This window comes from Pseudobythopirellula maris (assembly GCF_007859945.1).
In the GTDB taxonomy this organism is placed as follows: Bacteria; Planctomycetota; Planctomycetia; order Pirellulales; family Lacipirellulaceae; genus Pseudobythopirellula; species Pseudobythopirellula maris.
The window spans coordinates 1,935,417-1,961,046 of record NZ_SJPQ01000001.1; the positions used below are offsets into that span (position 1 = coordinate 1,935,417).

Annotated in this window: 14 protein-coding genes; 10 read left to right on the forward strand and 4 right to left on the reverse strand. The window is 66.2% G+C overall.

All coding sequences use genetic code 11. The features are described from left to right. Nucleotides 1-199: 199 nt before the first annotated feature. The 3 genes from Mal64_RS19740 to Mal64_RS07200 all read right to left on the reverse strand — a co-directional run bounded on the left by Mal64_RS19740 (nt 200) and on the right by Mal64_RS07200 (nt 4,994). A complete protein-coding gene (locus Mal64_RS19740) occupies nt 200-2,650 on the reverse strand; it encodes an alpha-L-fucosidase (RefSeq protein WP_197525536.1) in 2,451 nt (816 codons plus the stop codon). Between the two features lie 415 nt (nt 2,651-3,065). Then, nucleotides 3,066-4,163: a helix-turn-helix domain-containing protein gene (locus tag Mal64_RS07195; RefSeq protein ID WP_146398458.1), complete on the reverse strand. Its 1,098-nt coding sequence runs from the start codon at nt 4,161-4,163 to the stop codon at nt 3,066-3,068. 75 nt (nt 4,164-4,238) lie between these two features. Then, nucleotides 4,239-4,994, reverse strand: a complete 756-nt coding sequence (locus tag Mal64_RS07200; RefSeq protein ID WP_146398460.1) for a GntR family transcriptional regulator — start codon at nt 4,992-4,994, stop codon at nt 4,239-4,241. 811 nt (nt 4,995-5,805) lie between these two features. On the opposite strand from Mal64_RS07200, the gene Mal64_RS07205 reads away from it, so the two are divergent. The 10 genes from Mal64_RS07205 to Mal64_RS07250 all read left to right on the forward strand — a co-directional run bounded on the left by Mal64_RS07205 (nt 5,806) and on the right by Mal64_RS07250 (nt 24,067). Next, nucleotides 5,806-6,921 (forward strand): sialidase family protein, encoded by a 1,116-nt coding sequence (locus tag Mal64_RS07205; protein ID WP_197525537.1) that lies wholly within the window; start codon nt 5,806-5,808, stop codon nt 6,919-6,921. Next, a complete protein-coding gene (locus Mal64_RS07210) occupies nt 6,922-8,460 on the forward strand; it encodes a sodium:solute symporter (protein WP_146398464.1) in 1,539 nt (512 codons plus the stop codon). It begins immediately after the preceding gene. Nucleotides 8,461-8,476: 16 nt separating this feature from the next. Next, nucleotides 8,477-9,427 (forward strand): dihydrodipicolinate synthase family protein, encoded by a 951-nt coding sequence (locus tag Mal64_RS07215; RefSeq protein ID WP_146398466.1) that lies wholly within the window; start codon nt 8,477-8,479, stop codon nt 9,425-9,427. Nucleotides 9,428-9,444: 17 nt separating this feature from the next. Continuing rightward, nucleotides 9,445-10,491 carry a DUF1559 family PulG-like putative transporter gene (locus Mal64_RS07220; protein ID WP_197525538.1) on the forward strand — a complete coding sequence of 349 codons (1,047 nt, stop codon included), beginning with the start codon at nt 9,445-9,447 and terminating at the stop codon, nt 10,489-10,491. A 10-nt stretch (nt 10,492-10,501) separates the two neighbouring features. Continuing rightward, complete coding sequence (locus Mal64_RS07225) at nt 10,502-13,615, forward strand: PSD1 and planctomycete cytochrome C domain-containing protein (protein ID WP_146398470.1); 3,114 nt, start codon at nt 10,502-10,504, stop codon at nt 13,613-13,615. A 107-nt stretch (nt 13,616-13,722) separates the two neighbouring features. Further along, on the forward strand, nt 13,723-15,180 hold the full coding sequence (locus tag Mal64_RS07230; protein ID WP_146398472.1) for a DUF1501 domain-containing protein: 1,458 nt from the start codon (nt 13,723-13,725) through the stop codon (nt 15,178-15,180). Nucleotides 15,181-15,345: 165 nt separating this feature from the next. Then, nucleotides 15,346-17,493, forward strand: a complete 2,148-nt coding sequence (locus tag Mal64_RS07235; protein WP_146398474.1) for an acetylxylan esterase — start codon at nt 15,346-15,348, stop codon at nt 17,491-17,493. Nucleotides 17,494-17,563: 70 nt separating this feature from the next. Continuing rightward, on the forward strand, nt 17,564-19,183 hold the full coding sequence (locus tag Mal64_RS07240) for a fucose isomerase (RefSeq protein WP_146398476.1): 1,620 nt from the start codon (nt 17,564-17,566) through the stop codon (nt 19,181-19,183). A gap of 248 nt (nt 19,184-19,431) precedes the next feature. Next, on the forward strand, nt 19,432-22,149 hold the full coding sequence (locus Mal64_RS07245; RefSeq protein ID WP_146398478.1) for a family 78 glycoside hydrolase catalytic domain: 2,718 nt from the start codon (nt 19,432-19,434) through the stop codon (nt 22,147-22,149). Between the two features lie 640 nt (nt 22,150-22,789). Next, on the forward strand, nt 22,790-24,067 hold the full coding sequence (locus tag Mal64_RS07250) for a PEP-CTERM sorting domain-containing protein (RefSeq protein ID WP_146398480.1): 1,278 nt from the start codon (nt 22,790-22,792) through the stop codon (nt 24,065-24,067). A gap of 103 nt (nt 24,068-24,170) precedes the next feature. Here Mal64_RS07250 and Mal64_RS07255 read toward each other — a convergent pair whose 3' ends face one another. Next, nucleotides 24,171-25,340 carry a baeRF7 domain-containing protein gene (locus Mal64_RS07255; RefSeq protein WP_146398482.1) on the reverse strand — a complete coding sequence of 390 codons (1,170 nt, stop codon included), beginning with the start codon at nt 25,338-25,340 and terminating at the stop codon, nt 24,171-24,173. Nucleotides 25,341-25,630: the final 290 nt, after the last annotated feature.

A 25,630-nucleotide genomic window follows, 5' to 3' on the forward strand; every position in this document is an offset into this window, starting at 1 on the left:
CGGCTAAGCGACAAGGGACACGCAACGGCGGCCTGATCGCTCGACGAGAAGGCTATCGCCTTCGCGAATGAACAACGGACGCGCCGCTTCGTTTATCTCTCAGCGCCTTTTCGAGGCCATCTATCTCAGCGCGTGCTTTGATCGGTCCGCAGTCCGCCAAGGGCGGGTGGTCAATAAACGGGCTGTAGAGACGCCCATTCTACTCGGCCGAGTGCGTTACGCGGAGGGTGTAAGCATGTTCGCAGGGCCTGTTTTGAGGCATCGAAACCTCTAAAGCCTGCTGAGTTTGACGCCATTGCAGATCGCCCTCATGCCCGAGCAGCTCGACGCTGTCGACTTGCCCCCCCAGCGACTCGTGGCCGAGCGACTCGACCGTCAGCCGCCCGCTTTCGGGCCAACCGAGAGCAACGGCATAAAGCTTGCCATCCTGGGTGGTAAAGCGGAAATCTTCCGACGTGAAAGCCTTCCGCTTGCCGTCGCCAAACGAGCCGCCCGCTACGTCGGTCGGCCCCTCGCCGTAGTGGGTCCAGGGACGCGTGCCGTAGATCGCCTCACCGTTAACGGCGAGCCAGGCGCCAATATCACGCAGCATTTCTTGCTCGCGATTAGGAATCGTGCCGTCCGCCTTGGGTCCGATATTGAGCAACATTGTTCCGTTTTTGCTCACCACGTCGATGAGGTCTTCGATGAGCTCGCCCGACTCTTTGTACTTATGCCCCTCGATGTAACCCCACGAGTTCTTCGACACACTCGTGCAGGTTTGCCAGAAATCGGGGCGGGTGTCGGCCGAGCGGCCGCGCTCGATATCGAACACGCCGGTCCCGTCGGGGAACGAGCGTCCCTCCCAGTCTTTAAAGTTGATCGCCGTGCCGAGGCCCCACTCTTCGCCGCGGTTGTAGTAGTAAGCAGCAAACCGCTTCAGGTAAGGCTGGAACACCGGCTGGCAGATCCACCAGTCGAAGTAAACGACCTGCGGGCGGTGCTTGTCGACGATCTCACAGCTGCGTAGCAGCCAGTCGTCGAGGAACTCCTTGTCGGGCGCCTCGGCCTGGGTTTCGGCCATACGTTTGTTGTTGGCCGGGGCGTAGATCGCCGCGTTCGCCGGGTCGCTGACATCCGATTCGGTCAGCCGCCCCTGGCCGAAGAACCACCAGTGCTCGGCGCGGTGCGACGAGGCGCCGAACACGATGCCCTCGGCGCGGGCCGCGTCGGCGAGCTCGCCGATCACGTCACGCTTGGGCCCCTTCTTCGCCGCCGACCACTCGGTGTAGTCGCTCTCGTACATCGGGAAGCCGTCGTGGTGCTCGGCCACGGGCACGATGTACTTGGCGCCCGATTCTTTGAAAAGTTGCGCCCACTCTTGCGGGTCAAACCGCTCGGCCTTGAACCGTGGGATGAAGTCTTTGTAGCCAAACTCCGTGAGCGGGCCGTATGTGGCCAGGTGGTGCTCGTACTCCTTGCGGCCCTCCTGGTACATGTAGCGCGGGTACCACTCGCTGCCGAAGGCCGGCACGCTGTACGGCCCCCAGTGGATGAACAGCCCGAACTTCGCGTCGCGGTACCACTCGGGCGCCTCGAAACGCTTGATCGACTCCCAGCTGGGCTTGAATGGCCCCCGGTTCGCCACGCGGTCGATCTCGGCCAACCGCCGCTCGACCTCGGCGTCGTCCATCGGTATCTCGAAAGGCATGCCGAGGCCGCCGATCTGCTCGGGCCCGACTCGCCGCAGGTACGCGACGTTCCCCTCGGTGGCGCGCATGATCGTGCCGTGCTTGTGGCCCTCGGGCACGTCGACTCGGTCCGTCCAATCCTCGAACGAGACGAAGTCCTTGGTCGCCAGCGCGCCGTACTTTTTATCGCCGTAGGCGTCGTAGTAGATGACGTAGTGGTCGTCGGCCTTCGTGACGGTGGGCCCCTCGGTCAGATGAGCGGTGAGCGGCTCGGTGACGTCACGCCACGGGCCGGTCGGCGAGTCGCCCCAGGCGACCTTCAACGCCCGCACAGGACGCGTGTTGTCTTTGAGCACCAACGCGTAAGGCGCCTTGGCTTGCGGCTCGTCGCGCAGGTCGACGATCACCGCGTCGATCACGCTAAAACCTGGCTCGCAAAACAACTCGGCCGGTGTGAATGACTCCCAGTCTTGGGTCGTGGTGTAATACATCCGGTGGTTGTTGTCCGCGTCCTCCTGCCCGTCCGGGTACTCGCCCGGAAGTGTGGTCGCCCAGGCGATGATGTAGCGCTCGCCCGGCTCGTCGTAGAAGACCTCGGGCGCCCAAACGTTCACGGCCGTTGGCTCGTGCTCCATCACGGGCACGAACTGCTGCGGCGCCCAGTGGACCATGTCCTTGGACGAGGCGTGCCCGAAGCCGCGGTCGCCGCGCCAGGCCGTGGTCCAGACCAAGTGGAACGTGTTGTCCGGTCCGCGCACCAAGCTCGGGTCGCGCATCAGCTTGCCGTCGCCCACGTGCGGCTTGAGGAACGCGCCGGGGATGCGCTGCCAGCTGAGTCCGTCCTCGCTCCAAAGGAACCGCAGCCCCGCGTCGGCCGGCTCCTCGAACGAGGTAAACAGGTACAGGTCTTGCGACGCGTTCGGGTCTTTCTCTTGGGCGCTGGCTGTGACGCCGCTGCCGCAAAGAACGCCAAGCAGCAACCACGCCGCAACAGAACGACGCCCAACAAGACCCACCGGTCGCAGAATGTCCAACACAGCCGCCCCCCACTTGATGAAAAGATTTCTTGTGCCAAATCGATCCCCACCAACGACGCGGCGAGCGCCGCGGGTTCGACTCGCGAGCCGCAGCTTGCGACGACGCCGGGGGGCATTATGTATCGCGTGGGCGGTCGATGCGATTGAAATCGCCGCCGCCCGAGTAGCCATGGTCAGCCGCCCACCATGAGGGGCGGCGCGTCGGCCGGCGCTTGCGAGGGGGCGCGTTCTGAAAGCCTTGGGGGGGGAACGTTACCCCAGCAACCGATGAGCCTTAGCCACGCCGTGGTCGACCCCAAGAGGACCGAACCGGCAAGACGCCACACAACGCCCTCGTCCGCGCCGGCGTTCCGCCTCGCTAAGCGGTCGCCTTGCTCGTGCGGCACTTGCCGCGGTACTTCGAGGGGGTCAGCCCCTCGCGGCCGAGGAACATGACCCGCATCCGTTCGCGGCTGGGGAAGCCCGCCAGGTACGAAACGGTCTTCACGGGAAGATCGGTCTCGGTGAGCAGACGCTTGGCGCGGCTGAGGCGGCAGGCGTTGATCTCGTCGAGCACCGAGTGCCCCAGAGCCTCCGAGAACCGCCGATCGAGCGTGCGGCGTGTCACCGGCAACTGCTTGGCGATCTCGCCCACGCCCAAGGGCGGGCTGTGCGAGTGATTCCAGATGATCTCCAGCGCGCGGCTGACAATCGGGTCTTCTACCCGCTGGCTGGCGGGAACAGCGTCTTCGCTCTCCGCGCCGGTGGTGAGCGCAAGCCGCACCGCATCGCCCAGCAAGCCCATCGCGCGGGCGCCGACAAACGTCGAAGCGCCGTCGGGCGAGGATGCGACGCCGTCGATGAGCTCGTCGAGATCAGCGATCAGGCCGCTCGCTTCGGCGAGCTGCACGACCGGAGACTCGAGCTCGATCGCATTGGAGTCGATGAGCCGATGGACCAGTTCGCCGTTGAGCGACAACCAGCGTTCGGTCCAACCGGTGCCGGGCAATGGGCGGTAGCGATGCCACACGCCGGGGAACACGAACAGCAGGACGTTCCCCTCGAACCGCACGAGGCCCGTCTTCTCCGAGTCGTACTCGCCCTCGGCCCCAGTGAGCAGCAAGACCTGGTACTCGGGCAAGGTGCGACCGCGACGCCAGTCGAAGTGGTAAAGCGTGGGGTGCTGGTGCGGCGGGTAGTCCTCGCCGGGCTGGGACGTGGTGCGGCCCACGCCTGTCAGGTAGACGCCGCAGCGCACCGCCGTGTCGGTCATCGGCAGGTACTGCACGACGTCGCGTCCCGCGGTCTCGTCCGCCAAGGGCTGGTTGGCCGAAGAATGGCGGGAGCGATTGCCCCAGTCGGCCTTGTTCGACAAGCCGGAACGCCACGGGGCGCCTTGGGCGTTGCCGCCCCAAAAAGCGTTGCGCGTCTGGCCCTCCGTGCTGGCGAAGGTATCACCGATGTGTTGCGTGTCCATGTTTGTAATACGCGAGTTAAATTGAATTGGATGAAAGAATACCGGTCGCAGCCCCTACACTCACTCGGGCGACGACTAGGGATTCAGCCCCGCCAGCTCTTGCTTGATGTACTCAGGAAGGTTCAACGACTGAACGCTGACCGAGGTCTTCTGCTTCGCCGGGTCAGAGAACGATTGCTCACGCGATGTGCGGATGTGCTCGCCGACCAACCGCGAAGCGGCCTCCGGCTCACGGGCGCGGATGGCCTCAAGGATTCGGCGATGCGCCTGGGCCGCCTGCTCGACTCGAGCAATCGAGTGCTCTCCTCGGCGGGTCTTGAACGTCAGCGATATGCTCCGGGTCTGGTGGATCATGTCGAACAGCCGCTTGTTGTCGGCCGAAGCGATGATCAGCATGTGGAACGCCAAGTCGGTCGCGAGGAACCTGCGGAGCGACTCGCCCTCAAGGATTTCAGCGCCGCTCTGACGGGCCGCTTCGATCTCACGCTCGATCGTGTCGCAAACCGTCTCGAGCTCGTCCTGCGTCTCGGCCGTCATCAGCGTGGCCGCCTTGCCGGCCGCCAGCCCCTCGAGCGCCTCGCGAATCTCGAACAGTTCGATCAACTCAGTCGTCGAAATCTCTCGCACGATCGTGCCGAAACGGGGCACCTGCTCGACCAAGCCTTCGTGAGCCAGCCGGCGCAACGCCTCGCCGATCGGAGTGCGGCTGATGCCGAGCTCCTTGGCGAGCGACGCTTCGGAGACCACGGCGCCCGGCTCGAGCGTACCGGTGGCGATCCGTTCGTGCAGGTGCGTGTACGCCTGCTGTGCGCGAGTTGAGGAAGCGGCCATCGGTGGCGGTCCTGGCTTAACTGAATAGCAGTCGCGTCGCTCCCAAAGCCCAAATAACCGCAACGAACCCCGAAGGCTCCGCAGCTAAACGACTCCTCACAGCGCCCCGAGCGAGCCGGCAATCGAACCGAGATTCCGAATGCCAAAGCCCAAGTACCTAAGGCCTAAACCTAAGGAGCGGGAGCCGAGGGGAAGGGACCGACGAACCTGACAAGAACAGTAGAAATAGAAATCGAATGAGAGGCATGCCACTGGCGAACCGGTGGAATACCAGTGACATTCAGTATCATCCGTGATCAAGCCTTTGTCAACGAGATGACAACCTGTTTATCGCAATGCCACGGCGTTCTATTGCATTCCACCCGGCCTCCAACGCCCCACCGACTGCACCTCGCTCCCCTGTCATCCAGTTCCGACAACCCCTTGGTTTGACGGCTCAATTGCCCGCTTGGCGACCAGCTCCACGACCGACCAGGGGGTGCGGGCAACCCTTGCTAGGCAGTCGCGGGCGGCCACATAGACCTGTCCTAAATCCAGTCCCGATGCCAAGGCTCGGTGAGCCTTAAATCAATTAGGGTGGAAGTGATAGAAACGCTTCTCTCGCAGCACTCAGGCGATCGCTCCGGCGTTCGTGCAGCTCCCCGCCACACAACGCCCGGGCCGGCATGGCGGTGGCCGCAGGTCTGGGCGTTCTTTCGTGGCTCGCTGGCGTATCCACCAAGGGCGACGGCTGTGTGACGCTGCCGCCCGCGGAGCCTTCCTCATCCAAGAAACGGCTGAAGTCTTGACCCTCTCCATGCTCGAAACCACCGTGCGACGCCCCCTCCTGCTCGTGGTCGTCTTGCTGACCGCCACCGCGGGCCTGCCCCTCCTCGCCGCGGCGCAGGAGCCCTCCGATGCGTTGCTGCTCTCCGAGATGATCTACGAAGAGGCGCCGTACCCTTCTTGCCACGCCTCGACGATCGAAGAGATCGATGGCGGGCTGATCGCCGCCTGGTTTGGCGGCACGCACGAGCGGCACCCGGACGTCGGCATCTGGGTGGCGCGCAAGATCGACGGCGCCTGGAGCGAGCCGGTCGAAGTGGCCAACGGGGTGGAGTCGCCCGAGGTGCGTTACCCCACCTGGAACCCGGTGCTGTTCCAGCCGAGCGAGGGGCCGCTCCAGTTGTTCTACAAGGTCGGCCCCACGCCGCGCGACTGGTGGGGCATGGTCGTCACGTCCGACGACAACGGCCAGAGCTGGTCGGAGCCCCGCCGCCTGCCCGACGATTGCCTCGGGCCGATCAAGAACAAGCCGATCGAGCGCGCCGATGGCGTGGTGCTCTGCCCTTCGAGCCACGAAGGGAACGACACCGGCTGGCGGGTCCACTTCGAGATGACCGACGCCCATGCCAAGTCGTGGCGGCGGACCCCCTACGTGAACGACGGCCAGGAGATCCGCGCCATCCAGCCCAGCCTGCTCGACCACGGCGACGGCCGCCTGCAGGCGCTCGGCCGCACGCGTCACAGCGGAATCTTTACCGTTTGGTCGGAAGATGGCGGCGAGACGTGGGGAGAAATGTCGCTGCTCGACCTTCCGAACCCCAGCTCCGGGACCGACGCGGTTACACTCGCCGACGGCCGCCACCTGCTCGTTTACAACCACAACCCGAACTACAAGGGCCGCAGCCCGCTGAACATCGCGTTGTCCGAGAACGGCGTCGACTGGTCGGCCGCCCTGATGATCGAAGACAACCCCGAGATGGGATTCGCTTATCCCGCCGTGATCCAAACGGACGACGGCCTGGTGCACGTCACCTACACCTGGGACCGCTTGCGGATCAAGCACGTGGTGATCGACCCCGCCAAACTCACGACGACGCCGATCGAGGGGAGCCAGTGGCCCGACTCGGTGACGCTTTCCACGCCCGCCGGCTCGCACGAATAGATGCTCCCCACCGCCGACCTGATCGTGATGACGCTCTACCTGCTGGCCGTGGTCGGCATGGGGGCTTGGTTCGCGCGCAGCGGGCGCACGAGCGGCGAGTTCATGGTCGCCGGCGGCAAGATCCCCGGTTGGGCGGTGGGGCTGTCGATCTTCGGCACGTTCCTCTCGAGCAACACGTTCCTCGGCGTGCCGGGCAAGGCGTACGGCTCGAACTGGAACTCGTTCGTGTTCTCGCTCTCGCTGCCGCTGGCTGCATGGATTGCCGTGAAGGTCTTTGTGCCGTTCTACCGCGAGCACGGCCACGTCTCGGCTTACCACCACTTGGAGCAACGTTTCGGCGGCTGGGCCCGCACGTACGGCGTCGTGTGCTACCTGCTCACCCAAGTGGCCCGCGTCGGCTCGGTGCTGTTCGGCGCGTCGCTGGCGCTGACGGCGCTCACCGGTTGGCCGCAGGCAGAGATCATCGTCGCGGCGGGCGTGCTGGTGACTCTCTACACGGTGCTCGGCGGCATGGAGGCGGTCATCTGGACCGATGTCGCCCAGTCGATCGTGCTCATGGTCGGCGCGGTGGCGCTGCTGGCGATGCTGCTCGGTGGCATGCCGGAGGGCCCCGGGCAGGCTTGGGAGATCGCCGTGGCCGAAGACAAGATGTCGCTCGGCTCGTTCGCTCTGGACCTGACGAGTTCGACCTTCTGGGTCGTGCTCTTCTACGGACTGTTCAGCAACCTCGGCAACTTCGGCATCGACCAGAGCTACGTGCAGCGCTACCACACGTCGCCGAGCGAGAGCGAGGCGCGGCGCAGCGTGTGGTTCGGGGCGCTGCTGTACGTGCCGGTTTCGCTGCTGTTCTTCGCGATCGGCACGGCGGCCTACGGCTACTATCAGACGCACCCGGCGATGCTCGCCGAGGTTCAGACTCAGGTCGCCGCGTCGGTGAACGCGACGGCCGACGAGCCGGTCGGCGCCGCGGAGCTTTCGGCCGCCCAGATCGGCGACAAGGTGCTGCCGCACTTCATCGTGAAAGAGTTGCCGGTCGGCGCCACGGGGCTGTTGATCGCGGCGATCTTCGCGGCGGCGATGAGCAGCATCGACACGTCACTCAACAGCTCGGCCACGGTGCTGCTGCTCGACATCTACCAACGCTATTTCCGCCCCGACTGCGACGAGCGCGAATCGATGACTGTCCTCTACGCCGGCACCGCACTGGTGGGGGCGATCGGCGTCGGAGTCGCGCTCGCCATGATCGGCGTGAGCAGCGTGCTCGACGCCTGGTGGACCCTGTCGGGGGTCTTCTCCGGCGGCCTGATGGGGCTGTTCCTGCTGGGGCTGATCTCGCGTCGGGCGGGCAGCCCGGCGGCGGCCTGTGGCGTGACGATCGGGCTCGTGGTGATCGCCTGGGTGGCGTTGCCCGGCCATTTCCCGGAATGGTTGCGCAGCCCGCTGCACACACAAATGACCATCGTCGTTGGCACGCTGACGATTTTCTTCGTCGGCTTGCTGTTTTCGACTTTCCTCGAGAAAAAACGTTCCTACGCCTAGGATACAATAGAAGCCTATGTCCGCCACGCTCAACAAAGTCCAAGGCGTCATCGTCCCGCTGGTGACCCCCCTGGCCGCCGCCGACGAGATCGACGCCCCCGGCCTGGGTCGGCTCGTCGAGCGTTTGCTCGTCGGCCGTGTCCATGGGCTGTTCGTGTGCGGCACGACGGGCGAGGGCCCCTCGCTCAGTTACCGCACGCGTCGCGAGCTCGTCGAGCTGGTCTGCCAGCAGGCAAGCGGCCGGGCGCCAGTGCTGGTGGGCGTGACCGACACGTCGCTCATCGAGTCGGTCGAGATGGCCGCCTTCGCCCACGAGGCGGGCGCCGACGCGGTGGTGCTCGCCCCGCCCTGCTACTTCCCGATCGATCAGCAGGGGCTGATCCAATGGGCGCACAGGCTGGTCGAAGAGACGCCACTGCCGGTGATGCTCTACAACATGCCCGCGCTCACCAAGACGAACTTCGAGCCCGACACGGTCATTCGGCTGATGGAGGAGCCGCAGATCATCGGCCTGAAAGACAGCTCGGGCGATATGGACTATTTCGAGCACATGCGGGGCATCACCCGCGCGAGACCCGATTTCAGCCTGCTCACGGGCCCCGAGCACCTGCTGGGTCGCTCGGTCGCGATGGGAGGCGACGGCGGAGTTTGCGGCGGCGCGAACATTACGCCGAGTCTTTTCGTTGAACTGTACGAGGCGGCTTGCGCCGGCGACGCCCCCCGCGTCGCGTTGGCCGAGGAGCGCGTTCGCCAGCTGGCCGCGCTGTATCGGATCGGAACGAACCCGTCGATCTCGGTGATCCAGGGCGTCAAGGCGGCGCTCGGCCAGTTGGGCGTTTGCAGCGACCGCATGGCCGAGCCCTACGAGGGCCTCTGCCTCTCCGGCAAAGAGCAGGTCCGCACGATCCTCGACTCACTCACACTCGATCCCGAGTCGGCCGCGTCGGGGGTGCGGGCGACCGTTTGAATGGGAAGGACGGCGCCGTGCCCCGGCCCCGCCACACCGGCTTTACGCTCGTCGAGTTGCTGGTCGTGATCGCGATCATCGGCATGCTCGTGGCCCTGCTGCTGCCGGCGGTGCAGGCGGCGCGCGAGTCGGCCCGCCGGGCGACCTGCCGGCTGCACCTGCGCGACTTGGCGCTCGCCTCGCTGAACCACGAGTCGGCCCACGGGCGCCTGCCCACCGGGGGCTGGGGGTACCTTTGGGTCGGTGACGCCGAGCTGGGCTACGACAAGGGCCAACCCGGCGGCTGGGCCTTCAACCTGCTCGAGTACCTCGAAGAGGGCCCCCGGCGTGAACTCGGAGCCGGCATGGTCAACGCCATTCTCGATCGCACCCCACCGAGCGACGCCACACGACAGGAGATGAGCCAACTGCTGAGCACCCCGGTCCCGATGCTGATGTGCCCCTCGCGGCGATTGCCGATCACGTACCCTTACACCGGTTCGGGCGCGCTTGGTTTGGCCTACAACGCGCCCGATTGCTTGCGAGACGAGTGCTTTGTTGTTCGTGGTGACTACCGGGCGAACTCTGGCAATCTCAACGACGGCGAGCAAACCGGCCCGAGTGCTCGACGCAAGAACATCGCAGCCTACAGATGGGCGTCGGAATCAAATGCTTTCAAAACATCCGTGTACAACGGCGTGATTTTCCAGAGGAGCGAGGTGCGGATGGGCATGATCACCGACGGCGCCTCGCACACGCTGATGTTTGCCGAGAAAGCGATGTCGCCGAAGATTTACACCACGGGGCTCCACTCGTCGGACGACCAATGCGTTTACACGGGTCACGACCAAGACAACCAAGGGTGGGCGATCTGGCCGCCGGTTTGGGACTACGAAGTGCTCGACAGCAACGTCACGTTCCGCCGTCGCTTCGGTTCGGTCCACCGAACCGGCTGCCACGCCGTCATGTGCGATGCTTCGGTCCGCACGATCGCCTACGACATCGACCCGCTGGTTTTTTTCGCGATTGGCAGCCGCGAGGAAGAATACCGCGATATCGACCTCCTTTACAGAACCCAGCAGTAGAACAGACCCCATGGCCGAGCGCGGCTTGAAATCACGAAGGCGTGAGACTCGCGGCTACCACGTTGTTTTGGCCGCGTTGGCGCTACTCCCGCTGGATGTCGCGGGTGCGCGGGGCGAGGGCCTCGACTACAACCAAGACGTGCGGCCGGTCCTCTCCGACGCCTGCTTCCACTGCCACGGCACCGACCCCTCGACGCGCGAGGCCGACCTGCGGCTCGACCGCTGGGAATCGCACGCCGACTACGAGTTTTACGGCGCCGAGATGGCGATCGACCGCGACGACCCGGAGTACAGCGCGCTGCTCGACCGCATCCGCTCGGACGACCCCGAGCACCAGATGCCCCCGCCCGAGTCGGGCAAAACGCTCTCCGACGAGGGCCGCGCGGTGCTCGAGCGGTGGGTCGCCGAGGGCGCCGAGTACCAGCCGCACTGGGCGTTCGCCGCACCCGAGCGGCCGCCGCTTCCGGACGTGGCTAAAGACCCGTGGGTCCGCAACCCGATCGACGCGTTCGTGCTCGCGCGGCTCCGCGCGGAGGGGCTGGAGCCCTCGCCCCGCGCAGACGCCGAGACGCTGCGTCGCCGGCTCTGCCTCGACCTGGTCGGCCTGCCCCCCGCGTTCGACGCGGCGGTCGCCGCCGCGCCGATTCAAAGCGATGCGCAGTACGACCGGGCGGTCGAGCGGCTGCTGGCGTCTCCCCACTTCGGCGAGCGGTGGGGCCGAGATTGGCTCGACGCCGCCCGCTACGCCGACTCGAACGGTTACGAGAAAGACCGCCCCCGCGACGTGTGGCTGTACCGCGACTGGGTCATCCGCGCGATGAACGACGACATGCCGTACAGCCAGTTCGTCGTGAAGCAGGTCGCCGGCGATCTCTTGCCGAAGAAGAGCCAGGACAACCTCGTCGCCACGACCTTCCTGCGCAACTCGATGGTCAACGAGGAGGGGGGCATCGACCCCGAGCAGTTCCGCATGGAGGGGCTATTCGACCGGATGGACGCGATCGGCAAGTCGGTCCTAGGCCTCACGCTGCAGTGCGCCCAATGCCACACGCACAAGTACGACCCGCTCACCCACACCGACTACTTCCGCACGCTGGCGTTCCTCAACGGCGGCGTCGAGGCGAACGCCGTTGCCTACACCGACGAGGACCGCACGACAGTCGACCGCATCGAGAGCGAGACCCGGCGCATCGAGCAGGAACTCGCTTCGTCGACCGCCGACTGGCGTGAGCGGCTCGCCGACTGGGAACGCGACCAGGCGGGCGGCGAGGGCCGCTGGACCGTCGTCCGTCCCGAAGTCGACGGCACCGGCGGCCAGAAGCACTACCTGCAGGAGGACGGCTCGGTGCTGGCGCGAGGCTACGCCCCGTCGCAGATCACGACCGAGTTCGCGGCTGTGATCGACTCGCCGCGCGTCACGGCGTTCCGGCTCGAGCTGATGACCGACCCGACGCTCCCCTACGGCGGTCCGGGCCGCTCGCTCAAGGGTCTCTGTGCGCTCTCGGAATTCAAAGTCGTTCTCAAAGGCGCCGACGGTCAACAGGACCGCGAGCTCGCGTTCGATCGGGCAACGGCCGATGTCAGCCCGCCGGTCGAGCCGCTCGCAGACATCTTCGACGACGGCAAAGACATCGAGCGTGTCACCGGGCCCGCGACGATGGCGATCGACGGCGACGAGGCCACCGCCTGGGGCATCGACGTGGGGCCCGGCCGCAGCAACGTGTCGCGCAAGGCGGTCTTTGTTCTCAAAGAGCCGCTCGACGAGGCCGAGGGCCGCCGCGTCGTCTTCAAGCTCGTGCAGATGCACGGCCAAGACTACATGAAGGACATCTACTCCAACGGGCTCGGCCGGTTCCGGTTCTCGATCACCGACGACCCCACGCCCAGCGCCGACCCCCTGCCCTTCGCCGTGCGGCGGGCGCTCACCAAACGGCCCGACGAGCGGAGCGACGAAGAAGACCGGCTTGTCTTCTCGCACTGGCGCACGGCGGTGGCCGAGTGGAAAGAAGCCAACGAGCGGATCGAGCGACTCGAGGAGGGTCGGCCTCAAGGGATGTCGCAATTGGTGATGCAACGCCGCGACAAGCCGCGCGTGACGCACCGTCTCGACCGCGGCGAGTTCACCAAACCGGCCGAGGTGGTAGAGCCGGGCGTGCCGGCGTTCCTTCACTCGCTCGAGGTGGAGAACCCGACGCGGCTCGACTTCGCCCGCTGGCTCGTCGACCGCCGCTCGCCGACCACGGCGAGGACCATTGTGAACCGCGTGTGGCAGTCGTACTTCGGACAGGGGATCGTGGCGACGCCGGGCGACTTTGGCGCCCAGGGCGCCCCCCCCTCGCACCCCAAGTTGCTCGACTGGCTCGCCGTCGAGCTGATGGACAGCGGCTGGCGGCTGAAGCACCTGCACCGGCTGATCGTCGGGTCGGCGACCTACCAGCAATCGAGCGTGGTTAGCCCCGAGCTGCTCGAAGCCGACCCGAGCAACGCGTTGCTCACCCGCGGCGCCCGCTTCCGGGTCGACGCCGAGGTGGTCCGCGACGTCGCCCTCACGGCGAGCGGCCTGCTGAACCCCGCGCTCGGCGGCCCGGGCGTTTACCCGCCGGCGCCCGCCTTCCTGTTCAAGCAGCCGGTCAGCTTCGCGCCGAAGCCGTGGGACTTTGACCAGGACAACGACAAGTACCGCCGGGCGGTCTACACGTTCCGCTACCGCACGACGCTCTACCCGGTGTACCAGGCTTTCGACGCCCCCAGCGGCGACGTGTCGTGCGTGCGCCGCAACCGCTCGAACACCCCCCTGCAGGCGCTGGCGTTGCTCAACGAGGAGCTGTTCGTCGAGTGCGCCCAGAACCTAGCGGCAGAAACCCTCAGCCAGCCGCGTCTCGACGACGCCGAGCGGATCGCGTGGGTCTACGAGCGTTGCCTCGCCCGCGAGCCCGAGGCGCGAGAGTCGGCCGTGCTGACCGGTTTCCTCGACAATCAACGCGAACGGTTCGCCGCGGGCGACGCCGACCCCAACGAGCTGGTCGGCGATGTGCCATCGGACGCCGAGCCGGTGGAGTTGGCCGCTTGGACCGCGCTGTCGCGCGTGGTGCTCAGCCTCGACGAGACGATTACAAAAGAATGATGACCAATTAAAGAGGCCGAAGGCCGATCAGGATCCCCCTCCCCTTCCAGGGGAGGGAAATTACGACAGGCCTGCGGCCTCTGCGAATTCTTAGTGAGCATTGAACCATGAGCTGCCACGACCACCTATACCGCAACGAAGACCCCCGCACCGTCGCGCGCCGCTGGTTCCTCAAGCAGTGCGGCGTGGGTCTTGGTTCTCTTGCGCTGGCCGATTTGGGACTCGGCTCGGTGGTGGGCGACAACCAGGCGCAAGCCGCGACGTCGCTCTCCGACCCGCTGGCCGTGAAAGCTCCGCACTTCAAGCCGCGCGCCAAGAACGTCATCTTCCTGTTCATGGCGGGGGCGCCGAGCCAGATCGACCTGTTGGACCACAAGCCGGCGCTCTCCAAGCACGACGGCACGCTCCCGCCGCCCGAGCTGCTGGAGGGCTACCGCGCTGCGTTCATCAACCCGAATTCGAAGCTGATGGGCACGCGGTTCAAGTTCGCCAAGCACGGCCAAGCGGGCACGGAGATCTCCGAGCTGCTGCCGGGCCTCGCCGAGATCGTCGACGACGTGGCGATCGTCCGCTCGATGCAGACCGACGCCTTCAACCACGCGCCGGGCCAGATCCTCATGAGCACCGGCTCGCAGCAATTCGGCAAGGCGAGCATGGGCGCCTGGTCGCTGTACGGGCTCGGCAGCGAATCGAAAGACTTGCCCGGCTTCGTCGTGTTCAGCACCGGCAAGAAGGGCCCCAGCGGCGGGTTCGGCAACTGGGGGAGTGGCTACTTGCCCACCTCCTACCAAGGCGTGCCGTTCCGCACCGCCGGCGACCCGGTCCTCTACCTATCGAACCCCAAGGGGGTCGACCGCCGCTTGCAACGCGACTCGCTCGACGCGATACGCGACCTGAACGAGCAACACCTCGCCGAGGTGGGCGACCCCGAGATCGCCACCCGCATCAACTCGTTCGAGATGGCCTACCGCATGCAGGCGAGCGCGCCGGAGACGCTCGACCTCGCCCACGAGCCGCAACACGTGTTGGACATGTACGGCGCCGAGCCGGGCAAGCGTTCGTTCGGCGCCGCCTGCCTGATGGCCCGCCGCATGGTGGAGCGCGGCGTGCGGTTCGTCGAGATCTTCCACGAGGCGTGGGATCAGCACGGCAACCTGGTGAACGACCTCAAGCTCAATTGCAAGCGGACCGACCAGGCCGCCGCCGCGCTCGTGAAAGACCTCAAGCAGCGCGGCCTCTTGGAAGACACGCTGGTGATCTGGGGCGGCGAGTTCGGCCGCACGCCGATGGTCGAAGGGGGCGACGGCGACGGCCGCGACCACCACCCGAACGCCTTCACCATGTGGATGGCCGGCGGCGGCGTGAAGCCGGGACTCAACTACGGCAGCACCGACGAGCTCGGCTTCAACGTGGCCGAGAACCCCGTGCACGTGCGCGACCTGCACGCCACGATCCTGCACCTGCTGGGCCTCGACCACAAGCGGCTCACGTACAAGTTCCAGGGCCTCGACGAGAAGCTCACCGGCGTCAAAGAGGCGCACGTGGTCCACGACCTCATCGCGTAGGACGCCGCGGCGCCCTGCAGGGAACGCCCTCCGTGGCGTGCCGAGCCCCGGGTACACGCTCCCCCGCAGGGGCAAGGAACGCCACAGAGGGCGTTCGTTACAGGGTTCGGTTGGATCGTCTCCCACAACGACTAGTTTGCGCAACCCGCCGTGAATCCCTCTCCCATGCTCTTGTTACGATTTTCTATTCTCGCTGCCACGGCCATCGCTCTCACGGCGACCGCGGCTCCCGTGCCGGCCGTCGACGGCTCCACCGACCAACGCCTCGCGCCGCCAATCCACCTCCGCCGCCATTACTTCCGGTTCGACCCGCCCGCCACGGCCGAGGCGTGGCGCGAGCGTGCGGGCGAAGTCCGCCGCCGCGTGCAGGTCGCCGCCGGCTTGTGGCCCGCTCCGCCGCGGCGGGAGCCGAACGCCGTGGCCCACGGCCTCGTCGTCCGCGACGGCTACACCGTTGAGAAGGTCTACCTCGAGAGCTTCCCGGGGCACTTTGTCACCGGCAGCCTCTACCGCCCCAAGGGGTTTGCCGGCCCGCGGCCCGGCGTGCTGAGCCCTTACGGCCACTGGGGCGGCGGTCGCTACTTCGACCTCGGCGAAGCGGGCGTGAAGGACCAGATCGAGCGCGGCGCCGAGGAGGACCCCGTCGGCGGCCGCTACCCGATCCAGGCCCGCTGCGTGCAACTCGCCCGCATGGGCTGCGTCGTGTTCAACTACGACATGGTCGGGTACGCCGACTCGCAGCAGCTCACGCACCGCCAGATCCACGCCGCTACCGAGGAGTCGATCGCCGCCGCGATCGGCGAGGGCGGCTGGGGGTTCTACAGCACCCAGGCCGAGTCGCGCTTGCAGGGACCGCTCGGCTTGCAGACGTTCAACTCGCGGTGCGCGCTCGATTGGCTCGCCGGTTTGCCCGAGGTCGATTCCGAGCGGCTCGCGATCACCGGCGGCAGCAGCGGCGGCACGCAAACGCTGATGGCGAGCGCCGTCGACCAGCGGCTCGACGTGGCGTTCCCGGTGGTGATGGTCTCCACGGCGATGCAGGGGGGCTGCGGCTGCGAGAACGCCTGCTGCCTGCGTGTGGGGACCGGCAACGCCGAGATCGCCGCGCTGTTCGCCCCCAAGCCGTTGGGCATGGCGTCGGCCAACGACTGGACGGTCGAGACGATCTCGCGCGGCTACCCGGAGATCCGCCACGTTTATGACCTGCTCGGCGCCAGCGCGAACACGCGGCTCCGCTCGGCGACCGAGTTCCGCCACAACTACAACCTCAGCAGCCGCCGGGCGATGTACGCCTGGATGAACGAGCACCTCGACTTGGGCGCCGAGCGACCGACCGAAGAGCGCCCCTACCGTCCGCTCAGCGACAGCGAGCTTTGCGTGTGGGACGACCAGCACCCGGCGCCGCCGTCGGGGGTCGAGCACGAGCGGGCGTTGCTCAAGGCATGGGCCGCGATCACTGATCGCCAGCTGGACGCTTTAGCGCCGACTGACGAAGCGAGCCTGGTTGAGTACCGCCGCGTGGTGGGGGGCGCGCTGGAAACGATCCTCGCCGTCGGCGATCTCACCGCCGCCGACCTGAGGATCACGGAGACCGACCAAGAAGATCGCGCCCCCCCTAACGTGCGCCACCTCACCGTCCTGCGTCGGTCGACCGGCGCCGCGCTCGAGGCCGTGCTGGTTGAGCCTCAAGACTCTTGCCGCAGCGTGGTTCTTTGGGCCCACGAACGTGGCGTCGCAGGCCTTTATCAAGACAATGGCGAGTTCGTCCCCGAGGTCCGCGGCTTGCTCGACCGCGGGGTGGCGATCCTCGCCGCCGACCTGCTGGGTCAGGGAGCGGTCGAGGAGCAACGCGCTTTGCAATTCAACGACGACAAGCCGCTCGCGTCGATGACGTTCGGCTACAACCGCCCGCTGCTGGCCCACCGGGCGGCCGATCTGCTCACGCTCGCCGTGGCCGCCCGCCGGCTGGCGCCCGAGGCCGATCGCATCGAACTGACCGCCACAGCGGGGGCGGCGCCCTACGCCGCGGCCGCCTGGGCCGTGGCGGGCGACCGGCTGAGCGCCTTAAATATCGACACCGGAGGCTTCCGATTCGCGGGCCTCGGGTCTTGGCGTCATGCCCAATTCCTTCCCGGTGCGGTAAAGTATGGCGACCTGCCCGCGATGCTCGCCCTGGGCGCCCCGCGGCCGTTGCGTGTCATCGGCGAGGGGGGCGAAGGGCTCCCGCTCGTCGGCCGGGCGTACGAGGCAGCCGGCGCCGCCGATCGACTGAGCGTGGCCGCCGACGGCCCGCTCATCGACGAGCGAGACTGATCCGCTCCGCGACGCATTCGCGATCCCAATCGAACACTCTCATTCCCCGTTCATAAGGCGTCGAGACAACATGAAGTGCGGCCCCAAGCAAGTGCAACTGATCGCCAGCGGCGACCAACGGCTTTCGGCGAACGTGAAGTGCTGGCCCGCCCAGCACGAGATGGAGCAGACCCTCGAGAAGGCGGTCGTCGCCGCCGGCTACGAGCTCGTGCGAGCGCACGAGGTGAACGCCGACGGCCACGGCTTTATCGCCAGCCAGCGCGAGGGGATGAACGTCTTCAAGAACGTCGACCCCGACGCCCCGCTGATCGTCGCCGAGAGCGCCTGGCAATACAGCCACCACGTGCTGGCCGGCCTCAGCACGCACCGCGGACCGATCCTCACCGTGGCCAACTGGTCCGGCACCTGGCCCGGGCTGGTCGGCATGCTGAACCTCAACGGCTCGCTCACCAAGGCGGGCGTGCCCTACTCGACGCTCTGGAGCGAAGACTTCACCGACGAGTACTTCACGTCGCGGTTCAAGACTTGGCTCGAGAAGGGCGAGTGCACGCACGCCGTGGACCACGTCAAACCGCTGACGGCCTCGGACCTCGACGCCGAGTCGAGCGACCTCGGCGCCAAACTCGCCGAAACGCTGCGCCACGAGAAGGCGATCATGGGCGTGTTCGACGAGGGCTGCATGGGGATGTTCAACGCCATCATCCCCGACCACCTGTTGCACCCCACGGGCGTGTACAAAGAACGCCTCAGCCAGTCGGCCCTCTTCTACGAGACCACCCAGACCGACGAGGCCGAGGCCCGCGCGGTGCGTGCCTGGATGGAGGAGCGTGGCATGACGTTCCACACCGGCGCCGTCCACGAAGAGCACCTCACCGACGACCAGATCCTCAAGCAGTGCCAGATGTACATCGCCGCCGTTAGGTTGGCCGACGACTTCGGCTGCGACCTGATCGGCATCCAATACCAGCAGGGCCTCAAGGACCTCACCCCGGCGAGCGACCTGGTGGAGGGAACGCTCAACGCCAGTGATCGGCCGCCGGTCAAAAGCCGCGACGGCTCGCGCACGCTCTACGAAGGCGAGCCCGTGACCCACTTCAACGAAGTGGACGAGTGCGCCGGGCTCGACGGTTTGATCACCAATCGCGTACAGAAGGCCCTCGGCCAGCCGGTGGAGAACACGCTGCACGACGTCCGCTGGGGCGACCCCGACCGCTCGGGCACGACGGACGACTACGTGTGGGTCTTCGAGATCAGCGGCTCGGCGCCCCCCGAGCACTTCATCGGCGGCTGGTCGGGCGCCGAGGGATTCCGCCAACCGGCCATGTACTTCCCCAACGGCGGCAGCACGCTGCGGGGCATCTCCAAGCCGGGCGAGATCGTCTGGTCACGGATTTACCTCGACGGCGACTCGCTGGCGATGGACATCGGCCGCGGCGGCGTCGTGGAGCTGCCGCGCGAAGAGACCGAGCGCCGCTGGCGGTCGACCACCCCCGAGTGGCCGATCATGCACGCCGTGCTCTACGGCGTGTCGCGTGATCAGCTGATGGCCCAGCACAAGGCGAACCACGTGCAGGTCTATTACGGAACGGACGCCGAGGCCGCCACCAAGTCGCTCCGGGTGAAGGCCGCGATGGCCGAGGCCTTGGGGATGAAGGTGAACCTCTGCGGCACGCTCAGCCGCGAGGGCTGAGCTGCGAAGTTTTAACCACGGATGACACGGATCGCACGGATTATCAATCGCCACGAGAAGGCACGAAGAGGCACGAGAAACGGAACACTAATCAGCACTAGTCGCCACTCATCCAAGAGGGCTGATCTTCTTCTATGAGCGGAGATTAGCGTCGATTAGTGTTCTCCCATTTTCGTGCTTCTTCGTGCTTTCTCGTGGCCATCGTCCTCCGTGTGATCCGTGGTCTACCACCAAGAACCGAGTAACGCATGCGTAGCATTCTCCTAGCGGCCGCCACCCTCGCCTTGCTCCCGCTGCCGACGCTGGCCGAGTACCGCGTCGAGCGGCTGCGCTGCGAGTACGCCGCCGACCCGTTGGGGGTCGACGTCGAGCGGCCGCGGCTCACGTGGAACGTGGCGAGCGACGAGCGCGGCGAGCGGCAGACCGCCTATCAGGTGCTCGTGTCTTCGAGCGCCGAGCGGCTCGCCCGCGACGAGGGCGACCTGTGGGACTCCGGCCGAGTGGAGAGCGACCAGACGGTCCTGGTCCCGTATGAGGGCGATAAGCTTGCGACTTCGCAGAAGGTGTGGTGGAAGGCCCGGAGCTGGGACGCCCAGGAGCAGCCCTCCAGCTGGAGCGAGCCGGCGACCTGGACCATGGGCGTTGTGGACTCCGACGACTGGCGCGGCGAGTGGATTGTTGCCCCGTGGCAGACCGAGTCGGTGCTGATGCGCAAAGGCTTCAAGGTCCGCTCGGGGCTGAAACGGGCCACGGCCCACGTCAGCGGGCTGGGGCAGTTCGAGATGACGCTCAACGGCGAGAAGTCGGGCGACGCCCTGCTCTCGCCCGGCTGGACGCGCTACAACCGCACCGCGCTCTACGAGACGCACGACGTCACGCCGCTGCTCGTCGAGGGCGAGAACGCCGTCGGGCTCGTGCTGGGCGACGGCATGTACCACACCGAACGCCGCAACCGCTTCAGCAAGTTCCAGGGCACCTTCGGCCCGCAGCGGGCGATCATGCAGATCGAGCTCGAGTACGAGGACGGCACGAAGGAAGTGGTCGCCGCCACCGATGAGACGTGGACCGTCTCCCCCGGGCCGATCACGTTCAACGACATCTTCGGCGGCGAGGACTACGACGCCCGACGGCTCGAGAAGGGCTGGGACACGGCCGGCTTTGACGACAAGCACTGGGACCACGCTGTGCTCCTGGTCCGTCCCGGCGGCACGCTCCGCGGCCTTGCGAGCAGCGCGCCGAAGATCGCCGCCATCGAGTCGATCGCGCCGGTCGCCACCCGACGGATGAGCGACTCGCAAGACGTCGTCGATCTCGGCCAGAACGCCAGCTACATGCCACGCCTCACGGTCAGCGGCACTGCCGGCAGCACGGTACGGCTCACCCACGCCGAGGTGGTCCACCCGGACGGCTCGATCAACCGCCGCACCTGCGGCGGCAACCGCGGGCCCGCCTACTGGCAGTACACCAAGGCGACCGACCAGCCAGAAACGTACTTCCCCAAGTTCTTCTACGCCGGCTGCCGCTACCTGCAAGTCGACAAGCTGCCGGCCGAGGAGGGGGGCGCCCTCCCCTCGCTCGACAAGCTCGAGGGCGTGGTGGTGCACACCACGAGCGAGCGGACCGCCGAGTTCGCTACCGCCAACGAGCTGATGGGCCGCATCCGCACTCTGGTCCTCTGGGCCCAGCGGTCGAACCTCGTGTCGGTGCTCACCGACTGCCCCCACCGCGAGAAGCTCGGCTGGCTCGAGCAGTACCACCTCAACGGCCCCGGCGTGCGGTACGAGTTCGACGCCTCGCGGATGTTCATCAAAGGCATGCGTGACATGGCCGACGCCCAGCACGACTCGGGCCTGGTGCCGAACATCGCCCCGGAGTACGTCCAGTTCCCCGGCACGTTCCAGGCCGCCGCCGAGTGGGGCGCCGCGGCGATCTTGGTCCCCTGGCAGCACTACCAAGCCACGGGCGACGACCAACTGCTCCGCGACTACTACGATGTGATGAAAGACTACTTCGCCTACATCGAGTCGAAGGCGGTGGACGGCGTCGTCTCCGAGGGTCTGGGCGACTGGTACGACCTCGGCCCGGCCGAACGCCCCGGCCACGCCCAGCTCACGCAGCCGCCGATAACCGCCACGGCGTTCTACTACTACGACGCCAAGATCCTCGCCCAGATCGCCGAGCTGATCGACGAGGAGCAAGACGCCGCCACGTACACGGAGAAAGCCGCCGAGGTCCGTCAGACCTGGCTCGACGAGTACCGCAACGACGACGGCACGTACGCCACCGGCTCGCAGTGCTCGAACGCCATCGCGCTGTGGATGGGGCTCGCCGAGGAGGAAGACCGTGAGAAGTGCTTCGCGGCGCTGGTGGACGACGTGCGCGATCGCGGCTACGCGATGACCGCCGGCGACGTCGGCTTCCGCTACCTGCTGCAAGCGCTCGCCGACGGCGGCCGGTCGGACGTCGTCTACCAGATGATCAACCAAGACGAGCGGCCCGGCTACGGCTACATGCTCAAGCAGGGCGCCACGAGCCTCACTGAGGCGTGGGACGCCAACCACAAGGCGTCGCACAACCACTTCATGCTGGGGCACGTCACCGAGTGGTTCTACAAGGACCTAGTCGGCATCGCGAGCGACCCCGAGGGCCCCGGCTACAAGCGGATCACGATCCGCCCCAACCCGCCGGGCGACTTGGAGTGGGCCGAGGCAACGCACCAGTCGATCCGCGGCCCGATCCGTGTCCGCTGGGAAGACACCGAGAGCGGATTCCGGCTCGAGGCCCGTGTGCCGGCGAACACCACGGCCACGATCTACCTGCCGGCGAGCCCCGACGACACCGTGACCGAACGCGGCGCGCCTGTGGAGAACGGCGAGCACGTCAGGTTCATCGGCCACGAAGAGGGCCGGGCGGTCTACGAGATCGACTCGGGCTCGTACGAGTTCGCCGTCCACGCGGCCCAATAGCACGGCCCATTAGTACGGCCGCGTAGCCGTGAGGCGGGACAAGCGGATCAGAGCAGCGGTTTCCACAGGGTGGGAGGTCGCTGCTCGATAGCGAGTTCGCGACAACGAAGCGTCGAACTGCCCCGCCTGCGATGGGCGACGCCTTCTATTGAGTTGCTAGCCGGGGTCGCCCAGCACGACTGTTACGGAGCCGAATTCCGTGTGAAAGACGCACAGAACGTTCTGGCGATTTGCGTAAGGGCGAGTCGTTCCGTTCAGGTTCCTCGAAGGACTGATAGCGTCTCTATCCAGCGCGAACGACCTTAAGAAGTTGCAGAGACTGTCGAGCATTGGCGATGGCCCCCGCCGTTATGCGCACTTGTGTCGTGCCTTCTGCGCAATTGGAAGTGCGTAATGCGATTCTCGGTGCGGTATAAAGCATTTTAGTCGAACTTTCTTGCGGATTGCTCGCATGTCGGCCACTCGCTCGCTAGCATCGAATCGAGTAGATACCGCGATGCAGGTTTGTCCGAGCGACGCCCCCGAGGCTCGCGACCAAACCGCTGCGTGTCCTTAGCCGCCCATCAGTAACCGGTTGGGCCACAACCAAGCGTTTCCGCCGGTAAGCGATTCGCCCGCCCCTCACCACGAGAGCCCCCCGATGAAGACCGCCCCCCTTCTTCTGCTCGCCACGCTCGTTGCGGCCCTGCCGCTCGGCGCCAGCGCCCAAGTGCTGTTCGAGAACGACCTTTCGTCCGGCGCCGGCTGGAGCCTGGTGCACGAAGACGACCCAAGCGACAACTTCGCAACCTTCGGCTTTGACTACAGCACGTTCGGCATCCCCGAAGCGCCCAACACCAAGCCTGGCGACGGCGCGACCAGCGGCCTGCAAATGATCGTCAACCGTGACTTAGAAAGGATCAACTCAGTGGCCGCTTTCCCCACTGGCATGAGTTTCAGCGGGAAGTACACCTACCAGTTCGATCTCTGGATGAACTGCATTGGCCCCTTCCCGCTCGGCGGCTCGGGCTCGACCGAGATGGGCGGCGGTGCTGTCGGGTTCGACAACACAAGCACCACTCCTCTGTCGGGCGCCAGCCTGCTCGTCACGGGCGAGGGGGGCGATAGCGCCGACTGGCGGCTGTACGCCCACGACGAGGCACAGGCGTTCAGCACGCACATTGATCCCGAGACCGAAGTCAACGATCTCTACGCCCCCGAGTTGCCCCACGCCAACGCCAACGCCAACGACTATCTCGGCCCGATCTTCCCCGGCAAGACAGCGCCCGCGGCGCAAACGGACCCCAATCCCCCGGTCCCGACCAACGGCCTCGACCAATCGGGCACGCTCGCGGACGGGACGATCGGATTCCGCTGGGTCACGTTCAAGTACACCGTCGACACCGACGCCGGCACGGCCTTTGTGCAGGCGACCGACGCCGAGACGGATGTGACCGCTGACATCGGTACCTTCACGCTCGACAACACCTATGTTGATCGCGAAACGATCGACACGAAACTCATCACCACGCTTGAGGGGAACATCTCGCTCGTCTACCGCGACCGATTCAGATCGACCCTCGATTATGATTTTGGTGCAGGAATCGATTTAACGCCTTACTCCTTCGGCTTGTTCGACAACGTGATTGTTGAAGAGTTTGAGATCCCGGACGTGCTCGTGGGCGACTACAACGGCAACAACGTGGTCGACGCGGCCGACTTCACCGTGTGGCGCGACACGCGCGGCGACAGCGTCGTGGCCGGCACCGGGGCCGACGGCAACAACAACGGCGTCATCGACGACGGCGACTACGACAAGTGGGTCGAGAACTTCGGCATGAGCATCACGCCTCCCTCCGTTGCCGTCCCGGAGCCCGCGACCCTGCTGCTGGCCCTCGCGGCAGGCGGTTGCTTGGCTTGCGGGCGCCGTCGGGCGTGATTCGCCTCTTCGGCGATATTCCTGCACAGGCATAAAACAGCACGGGCGGGGGCGGAACGATCCGCCCCCGCCCGTTTTTTGTTAATCGCCTTGGTCAATCGATTCAGTACCGCAGGATAGCGGTCGCCTCACGGTTGCAGGGCAGCTCGTCTTCGCTGAGCAAGTAGACCTTGCCGCCGTGGCTGAGCGTTCGCACCGCAGCCAGCGAGAGAGCCTCGAGCACCTTAGGCGAAAGCCAGTCGGGGCGCGCGCTATCGGGAGGCGCCTGCTCCGGCTGCGGGTGGTGGTCGGCCACGCGGTCCACGACCAGCAGGGTGTCGATCTGGCCACGCTCGGCCGCCGTGACGATTTGCTCCAGGTCCTCGGTCGACTGGCCTCGCGCCGAAGCGATCCCGTGCTTGTCGATCGCCTCGCGCACGGTCGCCTCGAACCGCGGCTGGACCAGCTCCCACGCCTTGGGGTGGAGGTCGTCGGCGGAGAGCTCGTCGGGACTGCCCACGACCGCTTGCTCCATGAGGCCCGAGTAGTCGCAAGCCTGCTGGAAGATCGGGAACAGGTAGTCGACCCCCGCAAAAACCAGCGGTGCTTTCTGAGCTCGCAAGAACGGGGTGAGAGCGTGGTCGATGCGCTGGAAGTATTGGAGGATCTCTTGCTTGCGATCCTCGCCCTCCCCGCCGCCGTGGCCGTGGTAGACCGCGGCGCCTTGTTGCTCAGAGGCGCTGCGGTGCGAGTGGAACTGGAGCGTGCTCTCACGCTCGTCGATACGCAGCGCGTCACGCAGGTTGTCGGGCAACGACTCCAGCTCGACCTCCGAGAGCGAATGCTTGGTGCCGCTGAACAGCCGCAGCCGGTTCTGGCTCACCGCCAGCAGGTAGAACAGGCCGTCGCCCTGCAGGTACTTCAGCAGCGGGTTGAGGAAGAAATGGTCCGACACCAGCGTGGTCTCGGGCACATCGATCGGCAGCTTGTGGCACTTGCTCACCCCGTCGCTGAGCAAGATCACTAGGCCGTCGCCGCCGTTCCTCCAGAATTGGTCGCTCACGTCCTCGGAGATCTCCCGCAGGGGCGCGAGCAAGTCGCTGCTCTGCTGTCCGTTGTGCCCGCGGGCATCGAGCTTGGACTCGACTTGCTTTAGCAGGTTCTTCAGTCGGATCGGGTCTTGTCGTGTTTCCCTCCCGGTGCGGTGGGTCGGCATGTAGAGAGAGACCGCCGGTGTTGAAGGGGGCCCGGTGAGTTCGTTGATGTCGTCGATCGTGGGGATCGATACCAGCATGACTGTCACTCCAAAGAGTTTTTTTGATTGCGACCGGGAGATGCCACAGAGAATAAGCGGCGTTTCCCAGTGCCTGGCTGGTACTGAGCAAACAGCGCGCCAGCCTACGACCACGAGCGACAATACGCCCGCATGGCAGAGGCTTCGCGCGTAGCGGGCAATCGGTGGCGACTAGTTTTGCCGCGTCCTCTAGCCTTGTCTCCTCCGATGGCCGCAGAGCTAGGGGCATGGCGACCAGGTTGGGTCGTCAATGACCCGACTGCCGTGATCCCCACCGATCGAACGCCATT

What these genes read in the sequence shown, in the direction of transcription:
- Mal64_RS07215 (WP_146398466.1), top strand. Translation starts at nt 8,477, where the DNA reads ATGTCCGCCACGCTCAACAAAGTCCAAGGCGTCATCGTCCCGCTGGTG.
- Mal64_RS07240 (WP_146398476.1), top strand. Translation starts at nt 17,564, where the DNA reads ATGAAGTGCGGCCCCAAGCAAGTGCAACTGATCGCCAGCGGCGACCAA.
- Mal64_RS07230 (WP_146398472.1), top strand. Translation starts at nt 13,723, where the DNA reads ATGAGCTGCCACGACCACCTATACCGCAACGAAGACCCCCGCACCGTC.
- Mal64_RS07245 (WP_146398478.1), top strand. Translation starts at nt 19,432, where the DNA reads ATGCGTAGCATTCTCCTAGCGGCCGCCACCCTCGCCTTGCTCCCGCTG.
- Mal64_RS07235 (WP_146398474.1), top strand. Translation starts at nt 15,346, where the DNA reads ATGCTCTTGTTACGATTTTCTATTCTCGCTGCCACGGCCATCGCTCTC.
- Mal64_RS07200 (WP_146398460.1), bottom strand. Translation starts at nt 4,994, where the DNA reads ATGGCCGCTTCCTCAACTCGCGCACAGCAGGCGTACACGCACCTGCAC.
- Mal64_RS07195 (WP_146398458.1), bottom strand. Translation starts at nt 4,163, where the DNA reads ATGGACACGCAACACATCGGTGATACCTTCGCCAGCACGGAGGGCCAG.
- Mal64_RS07210 (WP_146398464.1), top strand. Translation starts at nt 6,922, where the DNA reads ATGCTCCCCACCGCCGACCTGATCGTGATGACGCTCTACCTGCTGGCC.
- Mal64_RS07225 (WP_146398470.1), top strand. Translation starts at nt 10,502, where the DNA reads ATGGCCGAGCGCGGCTTGAAATCACGAAGGCGTGAGACTCGCGGCTAC.
- Mal64_RS07255 (WP_146398482.1), bottom strand. Translation starts at nt 25,340, where the DNA reads ATGCTGGTATCGATCCCCACGATCGACGACATCAACGAACTCACCGGG.
- Mal64_RS07250 (WP_146398480.1), top strand. Translation starts at nt 22,790, where the DNA reads ATGAAGACCGCCCCCCTTCTTCTGCTCGCCACGCTCGTTGCGGCCCTG.